Origin of the sequence: Listeria weihenstephanensis (assembly GCF_003534205.1) — a bacterium.
Taxonomy (GTDB): Bacteria; Bacillota; Bacilli; order Lactobacillales; family Listeriaceae; genus Listeria_A; species Listeria_A weihenstephanensis.
This window is the reverse complement of sequence record NZ_CP011102.1, coordinates 2,877,196-2,895,816: the sequence shown is the minus strand read 5'-3', so window position 1 is coordinate 2,895,816 and position 18,621 is coordinate 2,877,196. Positions and strand designations below refer to the sequence as shown.

The 18,621-nt window shown below is 39.9% G+C and carries 15 protein-coding genes; 11 read left to right on the top strand and 4 right to left on the bottom strand.

All coding sequences use genetic code 11. The features are described from left to right. Positions 1-123: 123 nt before the first annotated feature. Positions 124-1,296 carry a serine hydrolase domain-containing protein gene (locus UE46_RS13960; RefSeq protein ID WP_118907720.1) on the top strand — a complete coding sequence of 391 codons (1,173 nt, stop codon included), beginning with the start codon at positions 124-126 and terminating at the stop codon, positions 1,294-1,296. A gap of 46 nt (positions 1,297-1,342) precedes the next feature. On the opposite strand, the gene UE46_RS13955 is transcribed toward UE46_RS13960, so the two are convergent. Continuing rightward, positions 1,343-2,263 (bottom strand): ABC transporter substrate-binding protein, encoded by a 921-nt coding sequence (locus UE46_RS13955; RefSeq protein WP_036059872.1) that lies wholly within the window; start codon positions 2,261-2,263, stop codon positions 1,343-1,345. Between the two features lie 209 nt (positions 2,264-2,472). Between UE46_RS13955 and UE46_RS13950 the strand changes: the two genes are divergently transcribed. Next, a complete protein-coding gene (locus UE46_RS13950) occupies positions 2,473-3,078 on the top strand; it encodes a hypothetical protein (protein WP_036059873.1) in 606 nt (201 codons plus the stop codon). A gap of 63 nt (positions 3,079-3,141) precedes the next feature. Here the strand turns inward: UE46_RS13950 and cbpA are convergent, their stop codons facing one another. After that, a complete protein-coding gene (gene cbpA / locus UE46_RS13945; RefSeq protein WP_036059875.1) occupies positions 3,142-3,783 on the bottom strand; it encodes a cyclic di-AMP binding protein CbpA in 642 nt (213 codons plus the stop codon). A gap of 174 nt (positions 3,784-3,957) precedes the next feature. Between cbpA and UE46_RS13940 the strand changes: the two genes are divergently transcribed. Beyond that, the gene (locus UE46_RS13940; RefSeq protein ID WP_036059878.1) at positions 3,958-4,266 is read left to right on the top strand and encodes an antibiotic biosynthesis monooxygenase family protein; all 309 of its coding nucleotides are present in this window, start codon (positions 3,958-3,960) and stop codon (positions 4,264-4,266) included. Between the two features lie 58 nt (positions 4,267-4,324). On the opposite strand, the gene UE46_RS13935 is transcribed toward UE46_RS13940, so the two are convergent. Together UE46_RS13935 and UE46_RS13930 are read right to left on the bottom strand one after the other, a co-directional pair. Then, complete coding sequence (locus UE46_RS13935; RefSeq protein WP_143812893.1) at positions 4,325-4,939, bottom strand: cyclic nucleotide-binding domain-containing protein; 615 nt, start codon at positions 4,937-4,939, stop codon at positions 4,325-4,327. 216 nt (positions 4,940-5,155) lie between these two features. Further along, positions 5,156-6,598, bottom strand: coding sequence for a helix-turn-helix domain-containing protein (locus tag UE46_RS13930; protein ID WP_036059882.1), 1,443 nt, complete (start codon positions 6,596-6,598; stop codon positions 5,156-5,158). Between the two features lie 371 nt (positions 6,599-6,969). On the opposite strand from UE46_RS13930, the gene UE46_RS13925 reads away from it, so the two are divergent. The 8 genes from UE46_RS13925 to UE46_RS13890 all read left to right on the top strand — a co-directional run bounded on the left by UE46_RS13925 (position 6,970) and on the right by UE46_RS13890 (position 18,615). Continuing rightward, positions 6,970-7,635 carry a Crp/Fnr family transcriptional regulator gene (locus tag UE46_RS13925; protein ID WP_118907719.1) on the top strand — a complete coding sequence of 222 codons (666 nt, stop codon included), beginning with the start codon at positions 6,970-6,972 and terminating at the stop codon, positions 7,633-7,635. Positions 7,636-7,737: 102 nt separating this feature from the next. Next, positions 7,738-12,402 carry a toxin Cry1Ac domain D-VI-related protein gene (locus UE46_RS13920; RefSeq protein ID WP_036059886.1) on the top strand — a complete coding sequence of 1,555 codons (4,665 nt, stop codon included), beginning with the start codon at positions 7,738-7,740 and terminating at the stop codon, positions 12,400-12,402. A gap of 109 nt (positions 12,403-12,511) precedes the next feature. Beyond that, positions 12,512-13,015 carry a hypothetical protein gene (locus UE46_RS13915; RefSeq protein ID WP_036059888.1) on the top strand — a complete coding sequence of 168 codons (504 nt, stop codon included), beginning with the start codon at positions 12,512-12,514 and terminating at the stop codon, positions 13,013-13,015. A 21-nt stretch (positions 13,016-13,036) separates the two neighbouring features. Beyond that, the gene (locus tag UE46_RS13910) at positions 13,037-14,446 is read left to right on the top strand and encodes a polysaccharide biosynthesis protein (RefSeq protein ID WP_118907718.1); all 1,410 of its coding nucleotides are present in this window, start codon (positions 13,037-13,039) and stop codon (positions 14,444-14,446) included. Between the two features lie 15 nt (positions 14,447-14,461). Next, entirely contained in the window at positions 14,462-15,631 is a 1,170-nt protein-coding gene (locus UE46_RS13905; RefSeq protein ID WP_036059890.1) for a glycosyltransferase, read from the top strand. Beyond that, positions 15,628-16,899: a nucleotide sugar dehydrogenase gene (locus UE46_RS13900; RefSeq protein ID WP_036059892.1), complete on the top strand. Its 1,272-nt coding sequence runs from the start codon at positions 15,628-15,630 to the stop codon at positions 16,897-16,899. The genes UE46_RS13905 and UE46_RS13900 overlap by 4 nt, the downstream gene beginning before the upstream one ends. Next, positions 16,899-18,041 carry a glycosyltransferase family 4 protein gene (locus tag UE46_RS13895; protein ID WP_051492846.1) on the top strand — a complete coding sequence of 381 codons (1,143 nt, stop codon included), beginning with the start codon at positions 16,899-16,901 and terminating at the stop codon, positions 18,039-18,041. The genes UE46_RS13900 and UE46_RS13895 overlap by 1 nt, the downstream gene beginning before the upstream one ends. After that, the gene (locus UE46_RS13890) at positions 18,013-18,615 is read left to right on the top strand and encodes a sugar transferase (RefSeq protein ID WP_118907717.1); all 603 of its coding nucleotides are present in this window, start codon (positions 18,013-18,015) and stop codon (positions 18,613-18,615) included. The genes UE46_RS13895 and UE46_RS13890 overlap by 29 nt, the downstream gene beginning before the upstream one ends. The last annotated feature ends 6 nt before the right edge of the window (positions 18,616-18,621 follow it).

Below are 18,621 nucleotides of genomic sequence, written 5' to 3'. Positions count from 1 at the left end.
GGTGGTTGCAATTCAGGCGGAAATGGTCTAATATTTTGATTAGGAGTTGTGCATTGGGGAATCGTATTTTTTTAAAATTCGTGGGGACGAAGCGAGCCATTTTATTTGGAAATGAGGGCAATTATGGCAAATCGAGAAATGAGTCGATCCTCCAAACGGCGCAGCAAAAAGAAACGTGATTTTTATATTGGTATTGGTTTAATTTTCGCGTTGCTTGCGGTCATATTTATTGCGGTGAAAATGATAACGCCGGAAGAGTTGGAAAATAAAGAGGTTGCGAAGACGGATAGTGTTGCAAAAGCGCCGAGTAAGCCGAAAATGCCAGCCAAGCCAGTGGTGAAGGAAACGCCTACTGTTGTTGATAATACGGCGATTGATACGTATCTGGAGGGCATTGGCTTTAGTGGGACGGCGCTGGTCTACCGTGAGGGCAAGATTGTTCTGAATAAGGGGTATAAAGTCGCGAATCGGGAAACGGATGTAGCGAATACCCCTGATACGGTGTATTATATCGGTTCTTCTCAAAAAGCGGTGATTGCAACGGCGATTTTGCAGTTGGCGGAGAAGGGGAAGCTTGATGTGGATGACCCGGTGTCAACGTATTTACCAGATTTTCCGAATGGACAGACGATCACGCTTAGAAATTTGCTGAATCATACGTCCGGGATTGTCGGACATACGGAGGACAATGTGAAAATTACACCAGCAGATTTGATTAAGGACATTGAGGCGCAGGGGATCAAGCGTCAGCCGGGTAAATGGGATTACAATGATTCGAACTATAGTGTGCTTGGATATATTGTCGAGCAGTTAAGTGGAGAGAAGCTGGATACGTATATTCAAAAAAATATTTTTGAACCAGCGGGTATGACACATTCGGGTTTTTATACGACGTTTGATAAGCAAAAGAAGCCGTCTGTTGGATACAGTATTCAGAATGATGGGACGTACAAGACGCCGTATTTGCCAGATTTATCGCAGCTTTATGGGTGTGGCGATATGTATATGACAGCGAACGATATGTATTTATTTGATCGCGCTTTGTCTGATCGAAAGTTGATCAATGACGCGAGTTTCGAGAAGATGTTTACGGCTGGAAGTACGTCGGGCTATGGGATGGGATTTTATGCCGATCCGGGGAGTTATAATAGTCACGGGGTTCTGAGTGGCTGGAACGTTTCCAATAGTTTTAGCCACAGCGGAAAAACGGTTGTTGTCTTGTTGTCAAACATTCAAAATAATATTAAGTCGTTTGGTAAGGTAAACAATCATATTTATCAACTATTAAACAATTAAAAAGGATTAGATACGTTTTGGGGGCGTATCTAATCCTTTTTGGTATTTAGTTTTTCGTTAATTTATCGATGACGTCTTGCATTTGGTATTCTCTTGATGGGGCTGTGTAATTGCTCCATTTGTCGTTGTCAACAAGATAGACATGCTTCCCTTTAATTGCTGGGATGTCTTTCCAAATGCCAGATAAGAGATTGCTGACTTCATCGGTTGTTTTGCCTTCAGGTGTTAAAATGAATAATTGATCAGCGTCGCCAACATAGGCGGGTACTGCTTCTGCAGAGATTGCTTTTGTTTCATTGTTCTTTTTGGCTGCTTCTGTTGGTGTAAAACCAGCGCCGGTATAAAGGCCATCAAACACGATTGGATCATGAATATAGGTTTCTTTACCCCAGAATTGGATTACGGCAGCTTTTTGATTTTCAATGCTAGCGTCTTTTAGTGTCGCTTTTGCTTCTTTGGCTTCTTTTGCATATTTTGCTTGGTACGTTTTTTCAGCGCCTTTAGCATTGACCAGATTAGCGATATCGGAAAGTTGCTCGTCAGGTGTTACGCCGAATTTTGTTGCATAGACGGGCGCGATTTTTTCTAGGTTTGTAAGCATGTCTTTTTGGTAATCAGAAATGATGATTAAATCGGGTTTCAGAGAAGCAATTTTCTCCACGTTTGGCTTGTCGCCGCCAATGTTTTCAACGCCTTTTAGGAAGTCTGGATAGATTCCCATGTAATAGTCTGTTGTTGCTAGCGGTTTGATATCAAGGGCATATAGTTCGCCCGCGTTTTGAATAGCCACGATTTTCTTCGGTGTTGCTGGTACTTCGACTTTACGATCCAGCGCATCAGTCAATGTCCGCGCTTTGTTTTCTGTCTTCGCCTCGTCGGAACTGCTAGAACCGCCGCCACATGCTGCGAGTGCAAGTCCTAATGTTAAAACAACGAGTAGAAGTGCTGTTAATTTTTTCTTCTTCATCCTTAAACCTCCTGTAATTGAAAACTGTTCTCAATAAGATAAGTATAGATGGAAATGAAGGATTATTCAAGTGGTTTTGGAAAACTATTTTTTGGGGGATAATAGCGTATATTAAAAAACGATTCAATTTGAAGTTTTTATTTTTAAACGTTATAATATGAGTGTGTTTATTTTAGAATATGACGTATAATTTAAAAGGGAGTGCTTCTATGAATAGAATTATGAAATTATGTTATTTGCTGATATCCCTATTTTTAGTTGGATGTACTAATGATAATGCGAATGAAGTGACAAAGGAGACTAAAATCGGGGGTTCGCTTTCGGCAGATTATAATATTCCTGAATCAATAGGAGATATAGAAGAAATTAGCGAAGATATTTTGGAGACTCAAGTAATTAGAAATATTTCGATAGGTGAATACGATGGAAATAATGGGGACATTCCTAGTACGATTACGGAATTAGAGGTGCTTCAGAATTACAAAGGCTCTTTTAAGAAAGGCGATAGAATAAGAGTTGCAGAACCATATTACTTAAAAGATGGGGCTTTGGAGTTTATTGAAAACTATGTTCCTCTGCAACAAAATGAGAACTATACTGTATTTTTACGAGGGGGACATGAATCAGATGGTATAAGTTCGATTATTAGCATGGGATTTGGAAAGTATCGAGAAGAGCTTACCGAAAAACAAGCGGAAGTCACTGATTTTGAAACTTTGGGGGAGTTGGGGAAATTTGATTTTATATCACCAGAAATAGAGCAAGTCGGTGATTATAAGAGCCTGAAAGAGGAAGTATTTCAAGAATATGAATAATAACAGAACAGGGAAGGTACGCCGTTTTATAACGATGTATCTTCCCTGTTCTTTATATAAGTATTATTTTTGAATCTTTAAATGCTCTACTTCAATAACACGCAGGCCTTTGCGTTCTAAGGCGTTCACAATGGTGTCTTTCTCGGTTTCTGTAATGCCAGCGGGTAATGTCACAAGAACGCGACGAATGTAGTCCTCGGCTTGTGAGTCCATCGTGATCAAACTAGCGATCGTTGTATGTTTATCGATGATTTTCGTGATTTTTGTAAGGGATCCTGGAACTTCGCCGGTTGCGATTGTTAAAACGTAGCTTCCTGAATCAATGTTCCACGCGTCTTGGAGCACACCGAGTAGTTTACCGTGTGTTAAAATACCGTAGAAATCGCCTTGTTCGTTGAGAACCGCGATGTAAGGTAGTTCTTTAATGGTGAAGAAAACTTCGAAAAATGAGGAATTGATACCGATATGCTTGGTTTGGTTCTTGATGAGGCTCGTCACGTTATCAGATAAACTGCCTCCGTTTGCAGCATGACGGTAAATATGCATTTTATAAATGTTGCCGATGAATTTCTCGCCTTTGTTATCGAGTACGGGAACACAACGGTAGCCAGCTTCTTCTAAAATATCTAGCGTTTCTTTGAGTGTTGCGTTTTCAGTGATAGTTGTTAAATTCACTTTTGGGATACAGAGGTTTTTAATTAACATATTGCATTCACTCCAATCTCTTTATATTTAGATAGGTCTACTTTATTCTAACCCAAGTTGTCGTATTTGTATAGAAAATGCCGTATTTATAAGTTGACAATGAGAAGTGCTATCAATTAGAATGGAGAAAACAACGGTGAGAATGATTATCGTTGAGAAAGAGTGGGTGATGTTATGCATATTGAAACAGTAAGCATAGAATTTGAAACGGGTAATAAGGAGAAAATGCTACAGTCCGTCGCACATCACAAAGAAGAAATGGCTGATTTTGAAGGCTTTTTAGGATATGAGGTTTGGTTGAAAGAAGGCGCGATAAAGTCGACGGTGATGAATGTATCGCGCTGGGCATCGAAGGAGCAGTTTACGGTGTGGATGAAGCAACATCGTGATTTCCACCGGGAAATGAAGCGAACTGGTGGTGGCGGTGGTTCTGAATTGGTTGTGACAAGGCAGACGGGATCGTATGATATGATTAGTATGTAAGGATAGATTAAAAAACGCGAAACCATCGTACTATGACGGTTTCGCATTTTTGTTTTGTTTAAATGTAAACAAGAATTACTCGTCTGCTGTACATAATTTTACCGTCATCATGGAGTTTATTTAAAGCGTGCGTGAGGCTAGATAATTTGATTCCTGTATAATCAGATAATATTTTTTTCGTAAAGCATTGTGGGAGTCTGCGAGCTTCGTTATCTGTAGAAGGCTCTCCAAATCGTGATACTAGTGAGCGCAGGGATAAAATTAGTTTGTTAGGATTATTCAATTTTAAGATGCTTAATTTTTTCAGTAGGCGATCATGTATCTGCATAGCGTGCTTATTATATAGTAGAAAACCATTTCTTGTAAGTGATATTTTTGCGAAGATATCTTGTAAGTTAAACTTCCAAACAGTTGCCACCTCCGATAATACTTTTCCGTACATTGGTGATTCGTTATCTGTGTGGAATCCAATGAAGTGATCAGTAGCCGCAAAATCAAGGATAGTATTGTCTTTGTGTATAGCAATTATTCCGTCAGAAACCCCAAATATATAGCGAGATTGACTCATTGTATCCTCTAGTTCGATTTTATCACCTTTATTAAGATGTAAAATTTCATTTCGAATTGGCATAATCGTGTCGTCTAATAAAAATGTTAAAAATTCTTGCATCATAGCCCTCCAGTTTCTGCTCGTGCTCGTTTTAGACTGTTAACGTTAAACCCTTAACACGAGTTCTTATATTTAATTTACCATGGGAAACTTGCGAAACTAACTATTTCCACGAAAATATAAGAAAATGAAAAAAATCTGCACTATTTGGATGGGAAAATATATGCTAGCCAAAAAGAAGCCTGAATCTATGACAAGAGATTCAAGCTTCTTTTGGTTTTATAGCTTAATAAATTTTCGTAACATCTCGAAATCCAGATCTGTTGGTGGAGAGTTCCAAGTCAATATCTCAACGGCAGTTTTTTCTAAGATAGGGAAATCCGTGATAATCAAGTCACAATCAATATCACCTAAACCATTATCATTATTTGAAAAGATAAGATACTCTTCAGAAAAATGTTGCCTGATTTGGTATTTTAGTAGTTCCTCCCACATATAGCCGTTCTTAGAAATGACCTTTACATGTAGTTTTTCATGTTCTTGACTCAGCCATGAAGCAATGTTGAGGAGTTCGTGTACGTAGGGTAGGATAGCTTTCATGTTATCTCGAATGAATTCCAAGTCACCTGCATACGCACTCACTTCCAATAGTTTTTGTTCTATTTTTTGCTTATCAATCCGATTTATTTTATTGTTATTTTCGTGTTCCTCAATTTCGAGAATGTAGGCTGTTTTTCCAATAAATGTGTACTTGCCAAAAAAAACGAGTAAGGTTGCTGTTAGAAATTTCGAATCTTTTTCATCTACATTAGATAGTTCGGCTAGAACTTCAGCTGCCTTATATCGCATGGGACGGAAAGTTTTGTAATAATTTAAAATTTTATCTAAAGCTTCTTTTTTTGAATAGGTAAAGGAGCAAAGGAATAGAGATAAAAAAATAATCGACTTTTCGTTTACCATGATTTCTTGTGAAAGGATGGTTTCTAAATCAGTAAAATCCATCTTTTCGATTTCATAAAAATTTATGATCTGTTGCCAATACAGTAGTTGTTTTTCTGTAAGGTTTAACGGGTGATCGTTTTGGATTCTTTTGAGATGAACACTAATAGCGATGGCATAATCTACTTTGGCGATGGGGGATAAGTTAATGCCCATGAATCTTTCTATTTTATAAATATAAGTATAGATCGAATCCAGTGATATCTCTGGGAATGGCCAGCCTGAGCGAGGATAGGATCTATCAAATATATGGAAATAAAAAAATCTGATAGACAGTTCATTGCCTAAAATTTCAATGGGTGTTTTGTTTAAAATCAATCTATTTTCAGCTAGTAAATTATCTAACTCCTCTAATTTGTTATAGGCAAGCGATTTACTTATAAACTCTTTATTTGCAAGGCTCACCGGAGTTTCTTCATCCTGATTTAGCGTGGATAGCGCAATTCGGTAAGCCTGGCTGGTATAAATCATAGTTGCAGTTATTAGGGCAAAGTTTGTCTGATTATTCCTCGATAGGAAAATCCATTTGCGTTTATAAGTTTGAATTTTTAGAACATCCGCAGAGAAAAAGCTATTTATTGCAGTAATATCTTTATTCAATGTTAGATTGCTGATCTCGAGATACTCTGCCGCATCATTTTTGGCGACAACCTCATTTTTAAAAAATAATAAACTTAATAAACGTAGTTGTCTATAGTCTGATTTAGTTAATATTTTTTCCATAAAATACACGCTCCTTTGTATTAAATAAGGCTTTAATCGATTAAGTATAAGTCCTATTGCAATCAAAAAGCAAAATTTAAGTAATTTCCAAGGTTGTTGTTAAAATGATAATTTTTCTGGAATATACAGGGTTTCGACTGATTAGGATGCTATCATGAGGTATAACGTGAAAACAAAAAATTCACCGTTTAGACAAAAGTATAGAAAACAGGATAGTGTTTAGGCCCATGTACATGTGGTGGCTAAGAATAGGAAAATACGTATATGAAAAGAAATATTTTGTATGAAAAAAGCGCTTTTGAAACCCTACTAGTTCACATATTGAAATTATATACTAAGTTAAGTAGTTAAAGCAGAGGGAGGTTACAAAGATGGATTTCCTTACAGTCCACGGGCTGTTACTAAGAGAGCCGAATTTATTAGCAACATTATTAAAAAAGTCTAATTGGAAACGAAGATATAAAAATGGTTATGAAATGAAAATTTTAGAACATGGGCAAAATGCATTTTTAGATGAATCTGGAAAGATCATTCATATTATAGAGGGAAAGCTTCTTCAACAAATTACTAATGAAAAAACAGATAAAGATGCAATTAATGCGATTTGGGTAAAAGATGACTGTGTTTTCCATAATGTGTTTCAGCCAAATAACTATGAATATATAGCGCTGGGAGATGTGACGTTAGAAATTTATGATGCTCCAGCAGTATTACAAGAAATATCGAAGCACCCTTTTTTTCCAGATCTTTTAATTGATAGTTTAAAGCGTTTAGAAGAAAATTTTTTTCAATATTCCGAAATGTTAACTAAGAATAGTGATGAGAGAATAATAGATATTATTCATAAGTTATCGAAGAAAAGTAAAGAAGGCTATTGTATTCCAAAATTCGTGAACTATACGTTACTCGCGAAATGTTGTCAGATTACACCACGGACGGCTAAAAGTAAGTTGAAAGAATTAGAAAAAGCACATCAAATAGTACAGACAGATGGTAATCGAGTACTGCTTTTTGAAACAGTTACTTCGGGTTTATAAGTTCCCCCGCCCGTAAAAAACTTAAATCTTACATGGAGGATAGTATCTAATAATACGATGGGTTACCAGATATAGAAGAGTTTGAAGGGAGAAAAAGTAAAAATGTCAAAAAAATCAAAAGTGTTAAATAAGTCGTTAAAATTATTTTTAGCGAGTGCAATGGTGCTAACAAGTATTAGTACTTTGCCAGTTAGTTCACTAGCTACTGAGGGGACTACTAATCCAAGCGTGGATGCAGTAGGTGTCTACGTAAGTGACTGGGCTACGTTTAAGTCAGAGCTTCAGAACACAACAACAACAGATATTTATCTACAAGCAGATTTAAAAATGGAAGGCGCGGATTTTAGTATAGCAATTGATGAGAAAAACATTCATGGCGAAGGCTATTCTCTGGATATGAATACTAGAAATATTCGTGTGACAAAAGCAAATGCAAAAACATCAATAAATAATATCACAATCAAAAACAGTGGTACGAATGGTTTCCTATGGAGTACTATAGCTGGAACGCATACGATTAATAATGCGACTGGTGAAGGTAATAGAGCCTTTGCAAGACTAGAGGCTGGTTCTATTGTCTTTCAAGGTACAAACAACATTACGCAACTTAGTGGTAATAACAACTACAACGTGTGGGCAAAAAATATTGCTATCGAAAGTGGCGCAGTAGTAAATATCGATGGTGGTGGATATGCCAGAGATCGCGGTGCACTTCATACGACAGGTGGCAGTGTCTTAACTGTTGCGACGGACGCAAAACTAGATGTAAATTCTACTACAGGGCAAGCTATTAGATTGGATGGAGTTAATTTCACCAATAATGGTTTTGTTAAAGCAACATCATCTCGTGATGCTATTGCGACATATAATACAAGTACTACGACAATCAATTCAGGTGCTACTTTAGATGTTAAATCGACAGCTACTGATGTGCAAGGAGCGATGTTCTACAACAGTTCCCTTTTTGTGAAAAGTGGAGCGACACTGATTGCTGTCTCACAAGGAACTTCTTCTACTTTGACAACAGGTAAGGAGCTAGTTATTGAAGATGGTGCCAATTTCTCTATTACTAACACGAGAAATGGAGCGTTAGGTAGTGAAGCTGCTGCGACAACGATGGTCATCAATTCTACTATCGGGGTTAGCACATGGGAACGTGGAAAGACAACACTTGAAGAACCAACTTTTTCATATCAAGGACCTTTAGAAGCTAAGTTCACATTAAGTGGCTATGCAGGACCAAAACAAACGAATCTTGTTACGAACAATGCAGACATCACAAAAAACTTTGATACGAGTAAAGTTGGCCGTATTGAAGGTGGTTATTTTGTAAAGGATCCTAAGCAAATCGAAGCGGAAGATAAGGCACGTGTAGCAGTAAACAACTTGTTCGCTAGCCAAAATCCAGCAAACAATGCAAAAGCAGGATTAACACAAGCTGAAATTGATGCAGCACAACTTTTGGTGGATGAAGTAACTGATCCTAAAACAAAGGCGGCATTGCAAGCGGACATTGATAAGGCGCAACAACAAGTAGATGCACTCATAGCAGCAGAAAAAGCTGCTATCGAGAAAGCAGCACAAGATAAAGCGCGTGCAGCAGTCAATGATCTATTTACTGGGAAAAACCCAGCTGGCGATGCGAAAACAGGTTTGACACAAGCGGAAATCGACGCGGCACAAGCTTTAGTCGACAAAGTAACAGATCCAACAGTAAAAGCAGCATTACAAGCAGACTTAAATAAAGCACAAGACCAACTAGACTCAGCGAATGCAGCAGAATTAGCAACACAAAACGCAGCTCGCGAAGCAGTAAATAAATTGTTCACGAATCAAGATCCAACTGGTGATGCAAAAACAGGATTAACACAAGCAGAAATTGACGCGGCTCAAGCGTTGATCGACAAAGTAACAGATCCAGCGAAAAAAGCAGCATTGCAAGCAGACTTGAATAAAGCGCAAGACCAATTAGACGCAGCAAATGCAGCAGAATTAGCAGCACAAAATGCGGCGCGCGAAGCAGTAAATAATTTATTCGCGAATCAAAACCCAACTGGCGATGCAAAAACAGGATTAACACAAGCGGAAATCGATGCGGCACAAGCATTAATCGATGCAGTAACAGATCCAGCGAAAAAAGCAGCATTGCAAGCAGACTTAAATAAAGCACAAGACCAACTAGACGCAGCGAATGCAGCAGAATTAGCAGCACAAAACGCAGCACAAGAAGCAGTAAACAACTTGTTTGCGAACCAAGATCCAACTGGGGATGCAAAAACTGGTTTAACACAAGCGGAAATCGACGCAGCGCAAGCTTTAATCGACAAGGTAACAGATCCAGCGAAAAAAGCAGAACTACAAGCAAGCTTAGATAAAGCACAAGCACAACTAGATGCGGATAAGGCAGCACAAGATAAAGCACGTGAAGCAGTAAACAACTTATTTGCTAACCAAAATCCAACTGGTGATCTGAAAACAGGATTAACACAAGCGGAAATTGATGCAGCACAAGCTTTAATCGATCAAGTAACAGATCCAGCGAAAAAAGCAGAACTACAAGCAGATTTAGATAAAGCACAAGCGAAACTAGACGCAGACAAGTCAGCAGAGCAAGCGGCGCAAGATAAAGCACGTGCAGCAGTAAATGCACTATTTGCAAACCAAGATCCAACTGGCGATGCAAAAACTGGTTTAACACAAGCGGAAATCGACGCGGCACAAGCTTTAGTCGACAAAGTAACAGATCCAACAGTAAAAGCAGCATTACAAGCAGACTTAAATAAAGCACAAGACCAACTAGACGCAGTAAAAGCTGCAGAACAAGCAGCACAAGATAAAGCACGTGCGGCAGTAAACGCCCTATTTGCCTATCAAAACCCGGCTGGTGATACGAAAATCGGATTGACACAAGCGGAAATCGATGCGGCGCAAGCTTTAATCGATCAAGTAACAGATCCAGCAGTAAAAGCAGCATTACAAGCAGATCTAGATAAAGCACAAACACAATTAAATGCTAATTTAGTAGCTCCAAATGCACCAACAGTAAACAGCGTAACAGCAGTAGACACAAAAGTTACTGGTAAAGGTCAAGCTGGTATGACAGTTGTTGTCAAATTAGCAGACGGAACAGAGAAAACTGGTGTAGTGAATGCGAATGGCGATTTCTCTATCGTTATCCCTGCACAAGCAGCTGATTCCAACATTGCAGTAACACTTAAAAATGCTTATAGCGTAGCAAGTGAAGCAACTACAGTAACCGTTGTCGGTTTACCACAACCGGTAATTAATCCGATGACAATCTCTGACGTTACTGTTACAGGAACAATCGATGTGTCACAATTCCCAGCGTCTAAAGTGAAATTAATTATTAATGGCGCTCCTAAAACAATTTTGACAGTTGGAGCAGACGGTTCATTCTCCTACTACACAGGGAATTTAGCAGCTGGAACAACGATCGAAGTACAATATGTTGGACCAAACGGTTCTTATTTGACAGATAGTAAATATGTAGGAACAACTGTAGTTACAGAAGAATCAGTTGCCCTTGTTTTAAATGAAATGACAGCTTCAGATATGTATATTACTGGAACAACGCTAGCAGACCACCGTGTTCGTGTAAGTATTAACGGTGTATTGAAAGCAACAGTAACAGCAGATGCAGCAGGTAATTTTAGTTACCTAAGTAGCTATTTAGTGAAAGGTGACGTTGTAAAAGCAGAAGTACTTCTTGGTGCCAATGTTGCTAAAACAGTAAGTATCACAGTAGCAGATGCCGTAGCAACAGAATTAGTAGTCAATGAAATGACGATTGCTGATAACAAAGTAACAGGAACAGCAACACCAAATGCAAAATTACGTATTAGCATAAATGGTGCAGCAAAAGCAGTTGTAACAGCAGATGCAACAGGTAACTACACGTATACAACTGGCACGTTAGTATCTGGAACAGAAGTGAAAGTAGAGATGCGTAATTCCTTGACAGGAGCTTATGACACATCAAAATCAGTTGTTGTTTCTGGTGAAATACCAGGTCTTCTATTGACACTGAATGATTTAAAAGCACCAGAGGGCCTTGTTTCTGGGGAAGCTACAGCTGGTTATACCGTTCGTATTAGTGTGAATGGTGTAGTGAAAGCAAATACTGTCGCAACTGTTGATGGTAAGTATTCTTATAACGTAGGCGTTTTAACTGGCGGCGACGTGGTGAAAGTAGATGTACGTGTAGGTACACAATATCTACTTGCAACTGAAAAAATTGTCAAAGCAGAATTTTCATTGAACCCAATTTTAGATACAGATCGTACGATTACTGGGAAAGCACCAGCTGGTAAAACCGTTCGTATTAGTATCAATGGTGTTCCTAAATCTGTCACAGTAGCTGATGCAGCAGGTAATTACACATATCTTATCGGCCTTGTAGCAACAGGGGACGTTATTAAAATCGAGCTAAGAAATACAGAAACAGGTAAATATGAAGACTTCGTAGAAAGAACAGTCATCTCAGCGGCAGATGCTGGTCAAGTAACAATCAACGCGCTAACAAGTGCAGACACAATGGTTACTGGTAAAACAATACCATCTGGTAAGTTGAGAATTAGCGTTGATGGCAAAGCGAAAACAGTTGTCACAGCTGACGCCCAAGGAAACTACAGCTACTTCATAAGCGGAGTAACAGTAGGACAAGTCATCAAAGTAGAACTGAAAGAAAACAGTGCATATACCTCATTCGCTGAAACAACTGTTACAGAAGCTCCAGCGGCTGAATAAAGAAAAAGCATCTAGATAAAATTTTGCGATATAAGTAATGAAAAATGGGGGGAGGGGCTGAGATTTTTTTAGTCACCTCCCCATTTTTAAACGAAGGAGAATGGGATATATGAAAAGAATAATGACGCTCATGTGTATGGTCATGGTGGCGAGTATTACCTTACTGGGATGCTCTAATACTGATGATACGAAGAAAAATGAGGATAGCAAGCAAGAAACAACAAAGAAAAACGAAATAAAAGCAGACAGTAAAGCCACATATGGTTTTAAGGATGTCGTAGATGCTGATGGCCTGCGTATCGAATTTACAAAAGCAGAATTGCTAGAAGCAGAAGGCAAGAAGGACAGCATTTTGAAATTATCTTTCGAACTATCTAATCCTACGGCAGATAAAAAAGGCTTCACAGCAATCAATTTAGAAGTGAAGAACAAAGAAGGCGAATTACTCGATGTCTACCCAGGTGAAAATTACGGGAAAGAAATCGAAACGGGAACAACGGATAAGGGTGCTGGCTACTTCATGGTAAAAGGTTCAGCTCCATTCAAAGTAACGTATATTGATCCTGACCACAAAGAAGTAACAGCAACTTGGGAATTAGCTCTCCAAAAATAATATGTGAAGGGTGCAAATCGAATGAAAAACATTCTTAGCGCACGAAAAAAAATCCTGATTATTGGCGCGGGTGAACTAGGTATGAACGTTCTCGCTTCTTTTATCAGAGATTATCCAGAAGAATACACACTTACCGGTTTTTTGGACGATGATAAAACGAAATGGAACGCGGTGTTTCATGGCTATCCTGTTTTAGGAGGATTAGAAGCATTAGGCGATATGATCTCAAGATTGAATATTCAGATGGTTGTTATCGCGATTTCTGATATAGATGCGAGTAAACGTGAGGCAATCATTCAAACGGGCTTAGCTAAACAGATCTTGGTGAAATCGATTCCGGGTATTCGCGAATTAATCACGCAAAACGATTCTTTTAAAGCGTTGGAAGAGGTTACGATGCAAGAATTGTTGGGACGCTCGCAGGTAAAACTAGATGAAGCTCTCCTCGTATCGCAAATCAAAGGGAAAACGGTGTTAGTGACAGGCGCAGGTGGTTCGATTGGATCGGAGCTCTGCAAACAATTATTGAAACTAAAGCCGAAAAAACTGATTGCATTAGGACACGGTGAAAATAGTATTTATCAACTATTAATGGACTTAGAAAGTGATCGAATTGAGCCGGTTATTGCGGATATTCAAGACTTAGATGAACTACGTGATGTTTTCTCTAAATATGAGCCAGATATTGTCTATCATGCAGCCGCACACAAACATGTACCGCTTATGGAACGTTCACTCAGAAGCGCGTTTAAAAATAATTTCATTGGAACTAAAAACGTGGCGGATATGGCGGAAGCTTTTCAAGTGGAGACATGTGTGATGGTATCTACGGATAAAGCTGTGAAGCCTGTGAATAACATGGGACGCACGAAACGGTTAGCAGAAATGTATATTCAAACGATGGCGGAACGAGCAACTACTTGTAATTTCTCAGTCGTGCGGTTTGGGAATGTGTTGGGTAGTCGTGGCAGTGTGATACCACTTTTCAAGAAGCAGATTAAGGCTGGTGGTCCAGTGACGGTGACGCATTGTGAGATGACACGCTATTTTATGACAATTCCAGAAGCGGCGTCACTTGTGCTGCAGGCAGGTTCACTTGCAACTAGCGGAGATGTCTATGTTTTGGACATGGGAGAATCCGTGAGAATTATCGATTTAGCACAGAATCTGATTGCACTTTCTGGTTATTCGGTACAAGATATTGCGATTGTGGAGTCGGGGATCAGGCCTGGTGAGAAGTTACATGAGGAGTTACTAGATGCGGACGAGATATATCAAGAACAAATATCGGAGAAGATTCATGTGGGAAAAACGGTCCCATTTGATGTGAAAGAACTGATTCGTTTATCAGAGGAGTATCGACAACTTAGTGAAAGCGAGTTATTTGATGCGATATGTGGATTAACGAGTAAACAAGTACAGAGAGCATGAAGGAGATGATGGCAAGTGAACTGGTTATTCGCATATGATCATAAATTTTATACAGATGGGGATAATGTGTTGTCGAAAACAGCTTTTCCCTACGAGACGTGGCAACGGTATTTAACGCATAGTGATACGTTGACGGTGGCTTGTCGTTTGTATCCACTTACGGAAGATGTGCAGGGATATAGTGTTTCTAGTGGTGAGCGGGTGTCGTTTACAGCGATTCCTAATCCGAGTGGTTACGGCTACTTTATACCTCGCAATCCCGCGATTCAAGCGATGCGAAAAGCAGTACGTCAAGCAGATGCCGTTATTGCACGTTTGCCTTCTCAAATTGGTTTTCTAGCCGTCAAAGTGGCGAAAGAATTAGGCAAACCGTATGCCGTCGAAGTAGTGGGCGATCCGAGTGAGACTTACCGTTTACATGGGAGTTTTAAGGCGAAGTTATACGCGCCATTAGCGAAAAGAACGATGCAACAAACCGTGGCAGAAGCACCATTTGCCTTATACATTACGAAGAAAGAACTGCAAAGATTGTACCCGACAAAAGGCATTGAGACAAGTTGTTCCAACACAGAATTACCAGATGCTTCAAGGGCAGTATTATTGATGGAAAGAAAAAATAGAGATCTAAATAAAAAAATTGTATTTGGAATGATGGGATCTCTTGATTCACAGTACAAGGGACTAGATGTTGCTATTCGGGCGTTAGCGCGTATCAAGAATGAGCTTCCGGCATTTGAATTTCGGATTCTTGGAAGTGGTGCTAGCAGTAAATGGACGCGGATGGTAGTAGAGAATGGTCTGGAAGATATGGTTGATTTCTGCGGAACGAAGCCAGCGCATGAGGTGTACGATTGGCTCTCCGATGTAGATATTTATCTCCAACCGAGCCGCACCGAAGGACAAGGACGTTCTGTGATTGAAGCGATGGCGATGGGATGCCCCGTTATTACCTCCAAGGTGGGCGGTATGAAAGAACTGGCTGATCCAGCGATGCAATTTGAAAGTGAAAATGACGCGGAATTAGCCGCAATAATAAAAAGGTTATCTGAAAATCATGCGCTGTATTGTGAACAAATTGAGCGCAATTATATAAAATCACTACAATTTTCCAAACAAGTATTAACGGTAAAACGTGAACAACATTACCAAAAATTTATGAATTGGATCGAGGGACAAAATAAATGAATGAATTAAAACTTGGTGTTTTAGGTCTTGGATATGTAGGTCTTCCCGTAGCAGTAGCATTTGGTAAAGAAATGCCAGTCGTTGGTGTGGATATTAATGAAACGCGAATTGCAGCACTTCAAAATAAAATCGATGACACGGGAGAAGTGACTCCAGAAGATTTATTTGTGACTGATATTGCGTTCACGAGTCAAGCGGAACGTTTAGGTGGTTGTAATTTTATCATCGTAGCTGTGCCAACGCCAATCAACGAGAGTAATCAACCAGACATGAGGATTCTGCATAAAGCGTCGCAAATGATTGGGGAAAACATGGCAAAAGGAACGATTGTGGTATTTGAATCGACGGTATATCCAGGTGCGACCGAAGATGAATGTGTTCCGATTATGGAGCATTACTCTGGACTTGTATGTGGCAAGGACTTCTTTGTAGGCTATTCTCCAGAACGGATTAATCCAGGCGATAAGATCCACACGTTTACGACGGTTCAAAAAGTTGTAGCGGGGCAAACGGAGGAAATTACAGATATTATTGCGGATGTGTACGCTTCGGTCGTGACGGCAGGCGTGTATAAAGCCTCATCGATTCGTGTCGCAGAAGCCGCGAAAGTCATCGAAAATACGCAACGAGATTTAAATATTGCGTTGATGAATGAACTGTCTCGTATTTTCCACGCGCTGGATATTGATACACACGAAGTTCTTCAAGCAGCGGGAACAAAATGGAACTTCTTGAAATTCGAACCAGGTTTGGTCGGCGGACATTGTATCGGTGTTGATCCTTACTACTTGGCGCACAAAGCGGAATCGGTTGGTTACCATCCAGAAGTTATTTTGGCCGGACGCCGTGTAAACGATAGTATGGCAAGTTTTGTCGGACAAGAAATCGTGAAAGAGCTGCTACAACAAAAGAAAAATATTTGTGAGTTAAAAGTGAGCGTGCTTGGTTTGACTTTTAAAGAAAATGTGCCAGATATTCGGAATTCGAAAGTCATTGATTTGATTGGAGAACTAAAAGAATTTGGAATGCAGGTACAGGCTTACGATCCATTGGCGAATGAGCAGGAAGTTGCCAAAGAATACGGATTGGAAATGGCGAGTTATCCAGAATTAGAAGCATCGGATGTCGTGATTTTGGCAGTACCGCATGAAACCTTTGTCGCAGAAAATGGCAAGCTGGTACGCGATATTTTGAAAGACGAATCCAGTATGTTAGTGGATTTAAAGAAAGCGCTGGAAAAATCGCGTTCATATAGCTGGAACTTGTGATGACGAAGCTACTCATTGCAGTGACGGCAGATATCAGCGTAAGGCTTTTGAACGGACAGTTAGATTACTTGGCACAGCAAGGTTTTGATGTCCATTTGGTCGTCTCAAAAGGGAAAAGTTCGGAGGCGCTCGAGCGAGATGGACGGATTACAGTACATTATGTGGAAATGGCGCGGGAAATATCGGTTTGGAAAGACATGAAAGCATTGATACAAATGATTCGTGTTTTCCGAAAAGTACGCCCAGATATTTCTAATGTAGGAACGCCAAAAGCAGCCTTGTTGGGTAGTATCGCGGCATTCCTGACACGAACGAAAACGCGAATTTATACGTTACGCGGATTGCGAATGGAAACGGCGACAGGCAAACTTCGAACATTATTGTGGCTGATAGAACAGCTGATCATTGGTTTGTCTACGAGAGTGATCGCGATTAGTCCGAGTTTGATTACGACGTGTAAAGCATTGCAGATTCAAGGAACTTCCAAGATGCAAGTTTTAGGAAAAGGGAGCAGTAATGGGATTCATTTGGCAGACTTTACAGTGAAGCGGCAAGAAACCGTTCGCTATGTTTTCGATAAATCGCAATTTGTGATTGGGTTTACAGGCCGAATTACGAAAGACAAGGGAATTGAGGAGTTAATTGCAGCTTTTCTCGCCGCAGAAGACATGAATTTATTATTAGTAGGCGATTTCGACGATCAACATGGCTTGAAAAAAGAGACAGTGGATGTGATTCGAAGCCATCCGAATATTCATGTCACAGGCTTTATTCCAAATCCTGCGCCATATTACAACATGATGGATGTCTTTGTGATTCCGTCTTACCGCGAAGGTTTTTCGAACGTTTGTTTAGAGGCAGCGGCGGCCGGACTTGCGGTGATTGGCACGGATGTGACGGGGATTAGAGATGCGATGGTGGATCAAGAAACCGGCATACTCATTCCAGCGCGATCCAGCTTGGCGATTCAAGCAGCGATTACTACGCTTAAAAACGATGAAACTTTGCGAGAACGTTATGCTTTTAACGGCAAAAAACGCGTCATTTTGGAGTTCCAATCTGAGCAGATGTGGGAGCGAATGAAAAACGTGTATCTAAAAGGGGGAGAAGCGAATGTATGGACACATAAAGCAAGTTCTTGATGTTCTAGGGGCTTCTATCTGTCTTCTAATTTTTTCAATGCCACTCTTATTGATCAGTCTAGCGTTGTTCGCGACACAAAGGCATGTTTTATATAAGCAACAACGCGTTGGAAAAGCAGATCACGTTTTTTGGATCTACAAATTTCAAACGATGACTGACGCGCGGGATGAACAAGGCGTACTTTTGCCAGACGAGCAGCGGATTACAAAACTAGGGAACTTTTTGCGGAAGACAAGTCTAGATGAGTTACCGCAATGTTGGAACATTTTAAAAGGGGATATGAGTTTTATTGGGCCGCGACCGTTACTTGTGGAATATTTGGCACTCTATTCGGAAGAGGAGAGAAGACGGCATCTTGTGAAACCTGGGATGACGGGACTGGCGCAAATGAACGGACGCAATGCGATTAGTTGGCAGGAGAAATTCGTCTGGGATATCCGCTATGTGGAACGGCTGTCGATCCAACAAGACATCCACATTCTGATACGCACGATAAAAAAAGTGCTGTTCGTCGAGGATATCGCACGAGATGGTTACGCGACAACGCCACCATTTGAAGGTAGTAAAAAGTAAGGAGAA

Bases quoted from the DNA above. Each gene is read 5' to 3' on its own strand.
- UE46_RS13960 (WP_118907720.1), top strand. From the start codon at position 124: ATGGCAAATCGAGAAATGAGTCGATCCTCCAAACGGCGCAGCAAAAAG.
- UE46_RS13955 (WP_036059872.1), bottom strand. From the start codon at position 2,263: ATGAAGAAGAAAAAATTAACAGCACTTCTACTCGTTGTTTTAACATTA.
- UE46_RS13950 (WP_036059873.1), top strand. From the start codon at position 2,473: ATGAATAGAATTATGAAATTATGTTATTTGCTGATATCCCTATTTTTA.
- cbpA (WP_036059875.1), bottom strand. From the start codon at position 3,783: ATGTTAATTAAAAACCTCTGTATCCCAAAAGTGAATTTAACAACTATC.
- UE46_RS13940 (WP_036059878.1), top strand. From the start codon at position 3,958: ATGCATATTGAAACAGTAAGCATAGAATTTGAAACGGGTAATAAGGAG.
- UE46_RS13935 (WP_143812893.1), bottom strand. From the start codon at position 4,939: ATGATGCAAGAATTTTTAACATTTTTATTAGACGACACGATTATGCCA.
- UE46_RS13930 (WP_036059882.1), bottom strand. From the start codon at position 6,598: ATGGAAAAAATATTAACTAAATCAGACTATAGACAACTACGTTTATTA.
- UE46_RS13925 (WP_118907719.1), top strand. From the start codon at position 6,970: ATGGATTTCCTTACAGTCCACGGGCTGTTACTAAGAGAGCCGAATTTA.
- UE46_RS13920 (WP_036059886.1), top strand. From the start codon at position 7,738: ATGTCAAAAAAATCAAAAGTGTTAAATAAGTCGTTAAAATTATTTTTA.
- UE46_RS13915 (WP_036059888.1), top strand. From the start codon at position 12,512: ATGAAAAGAATAATGACGCTCATGTGTATGGTCATGGTGGCGAGTATT.
- UE46_RS13910 (WP_118907718.1), top strand. From the start codon at position 13,037: ATGAAAAACATTCTTAGCGCACGAAAAAAAATCCTGATTATTGGCGCG.
- UE46_RS13900 (WP_036059892.1), top strand. From the start codon at position 15,628: ATGAATGAATTAAAACTTGGTGTTTTAGGTCTTGGATATGTAGGTCTT.
- UE46_RS13895 (WP_051492846.1), top strand. From the start codon at position 16,899: ATGACGAAGCTACTCATTGCAGTGACGGCAGATATCAGCGTAAGGCTT.
- UE46_RS13890 (WP_118907717.1), top strand. From the start codon at position 18,013: ATGTATGGACACATAAAGCAAGTTCTTGATGTTCTAGGGGCTTCTATC.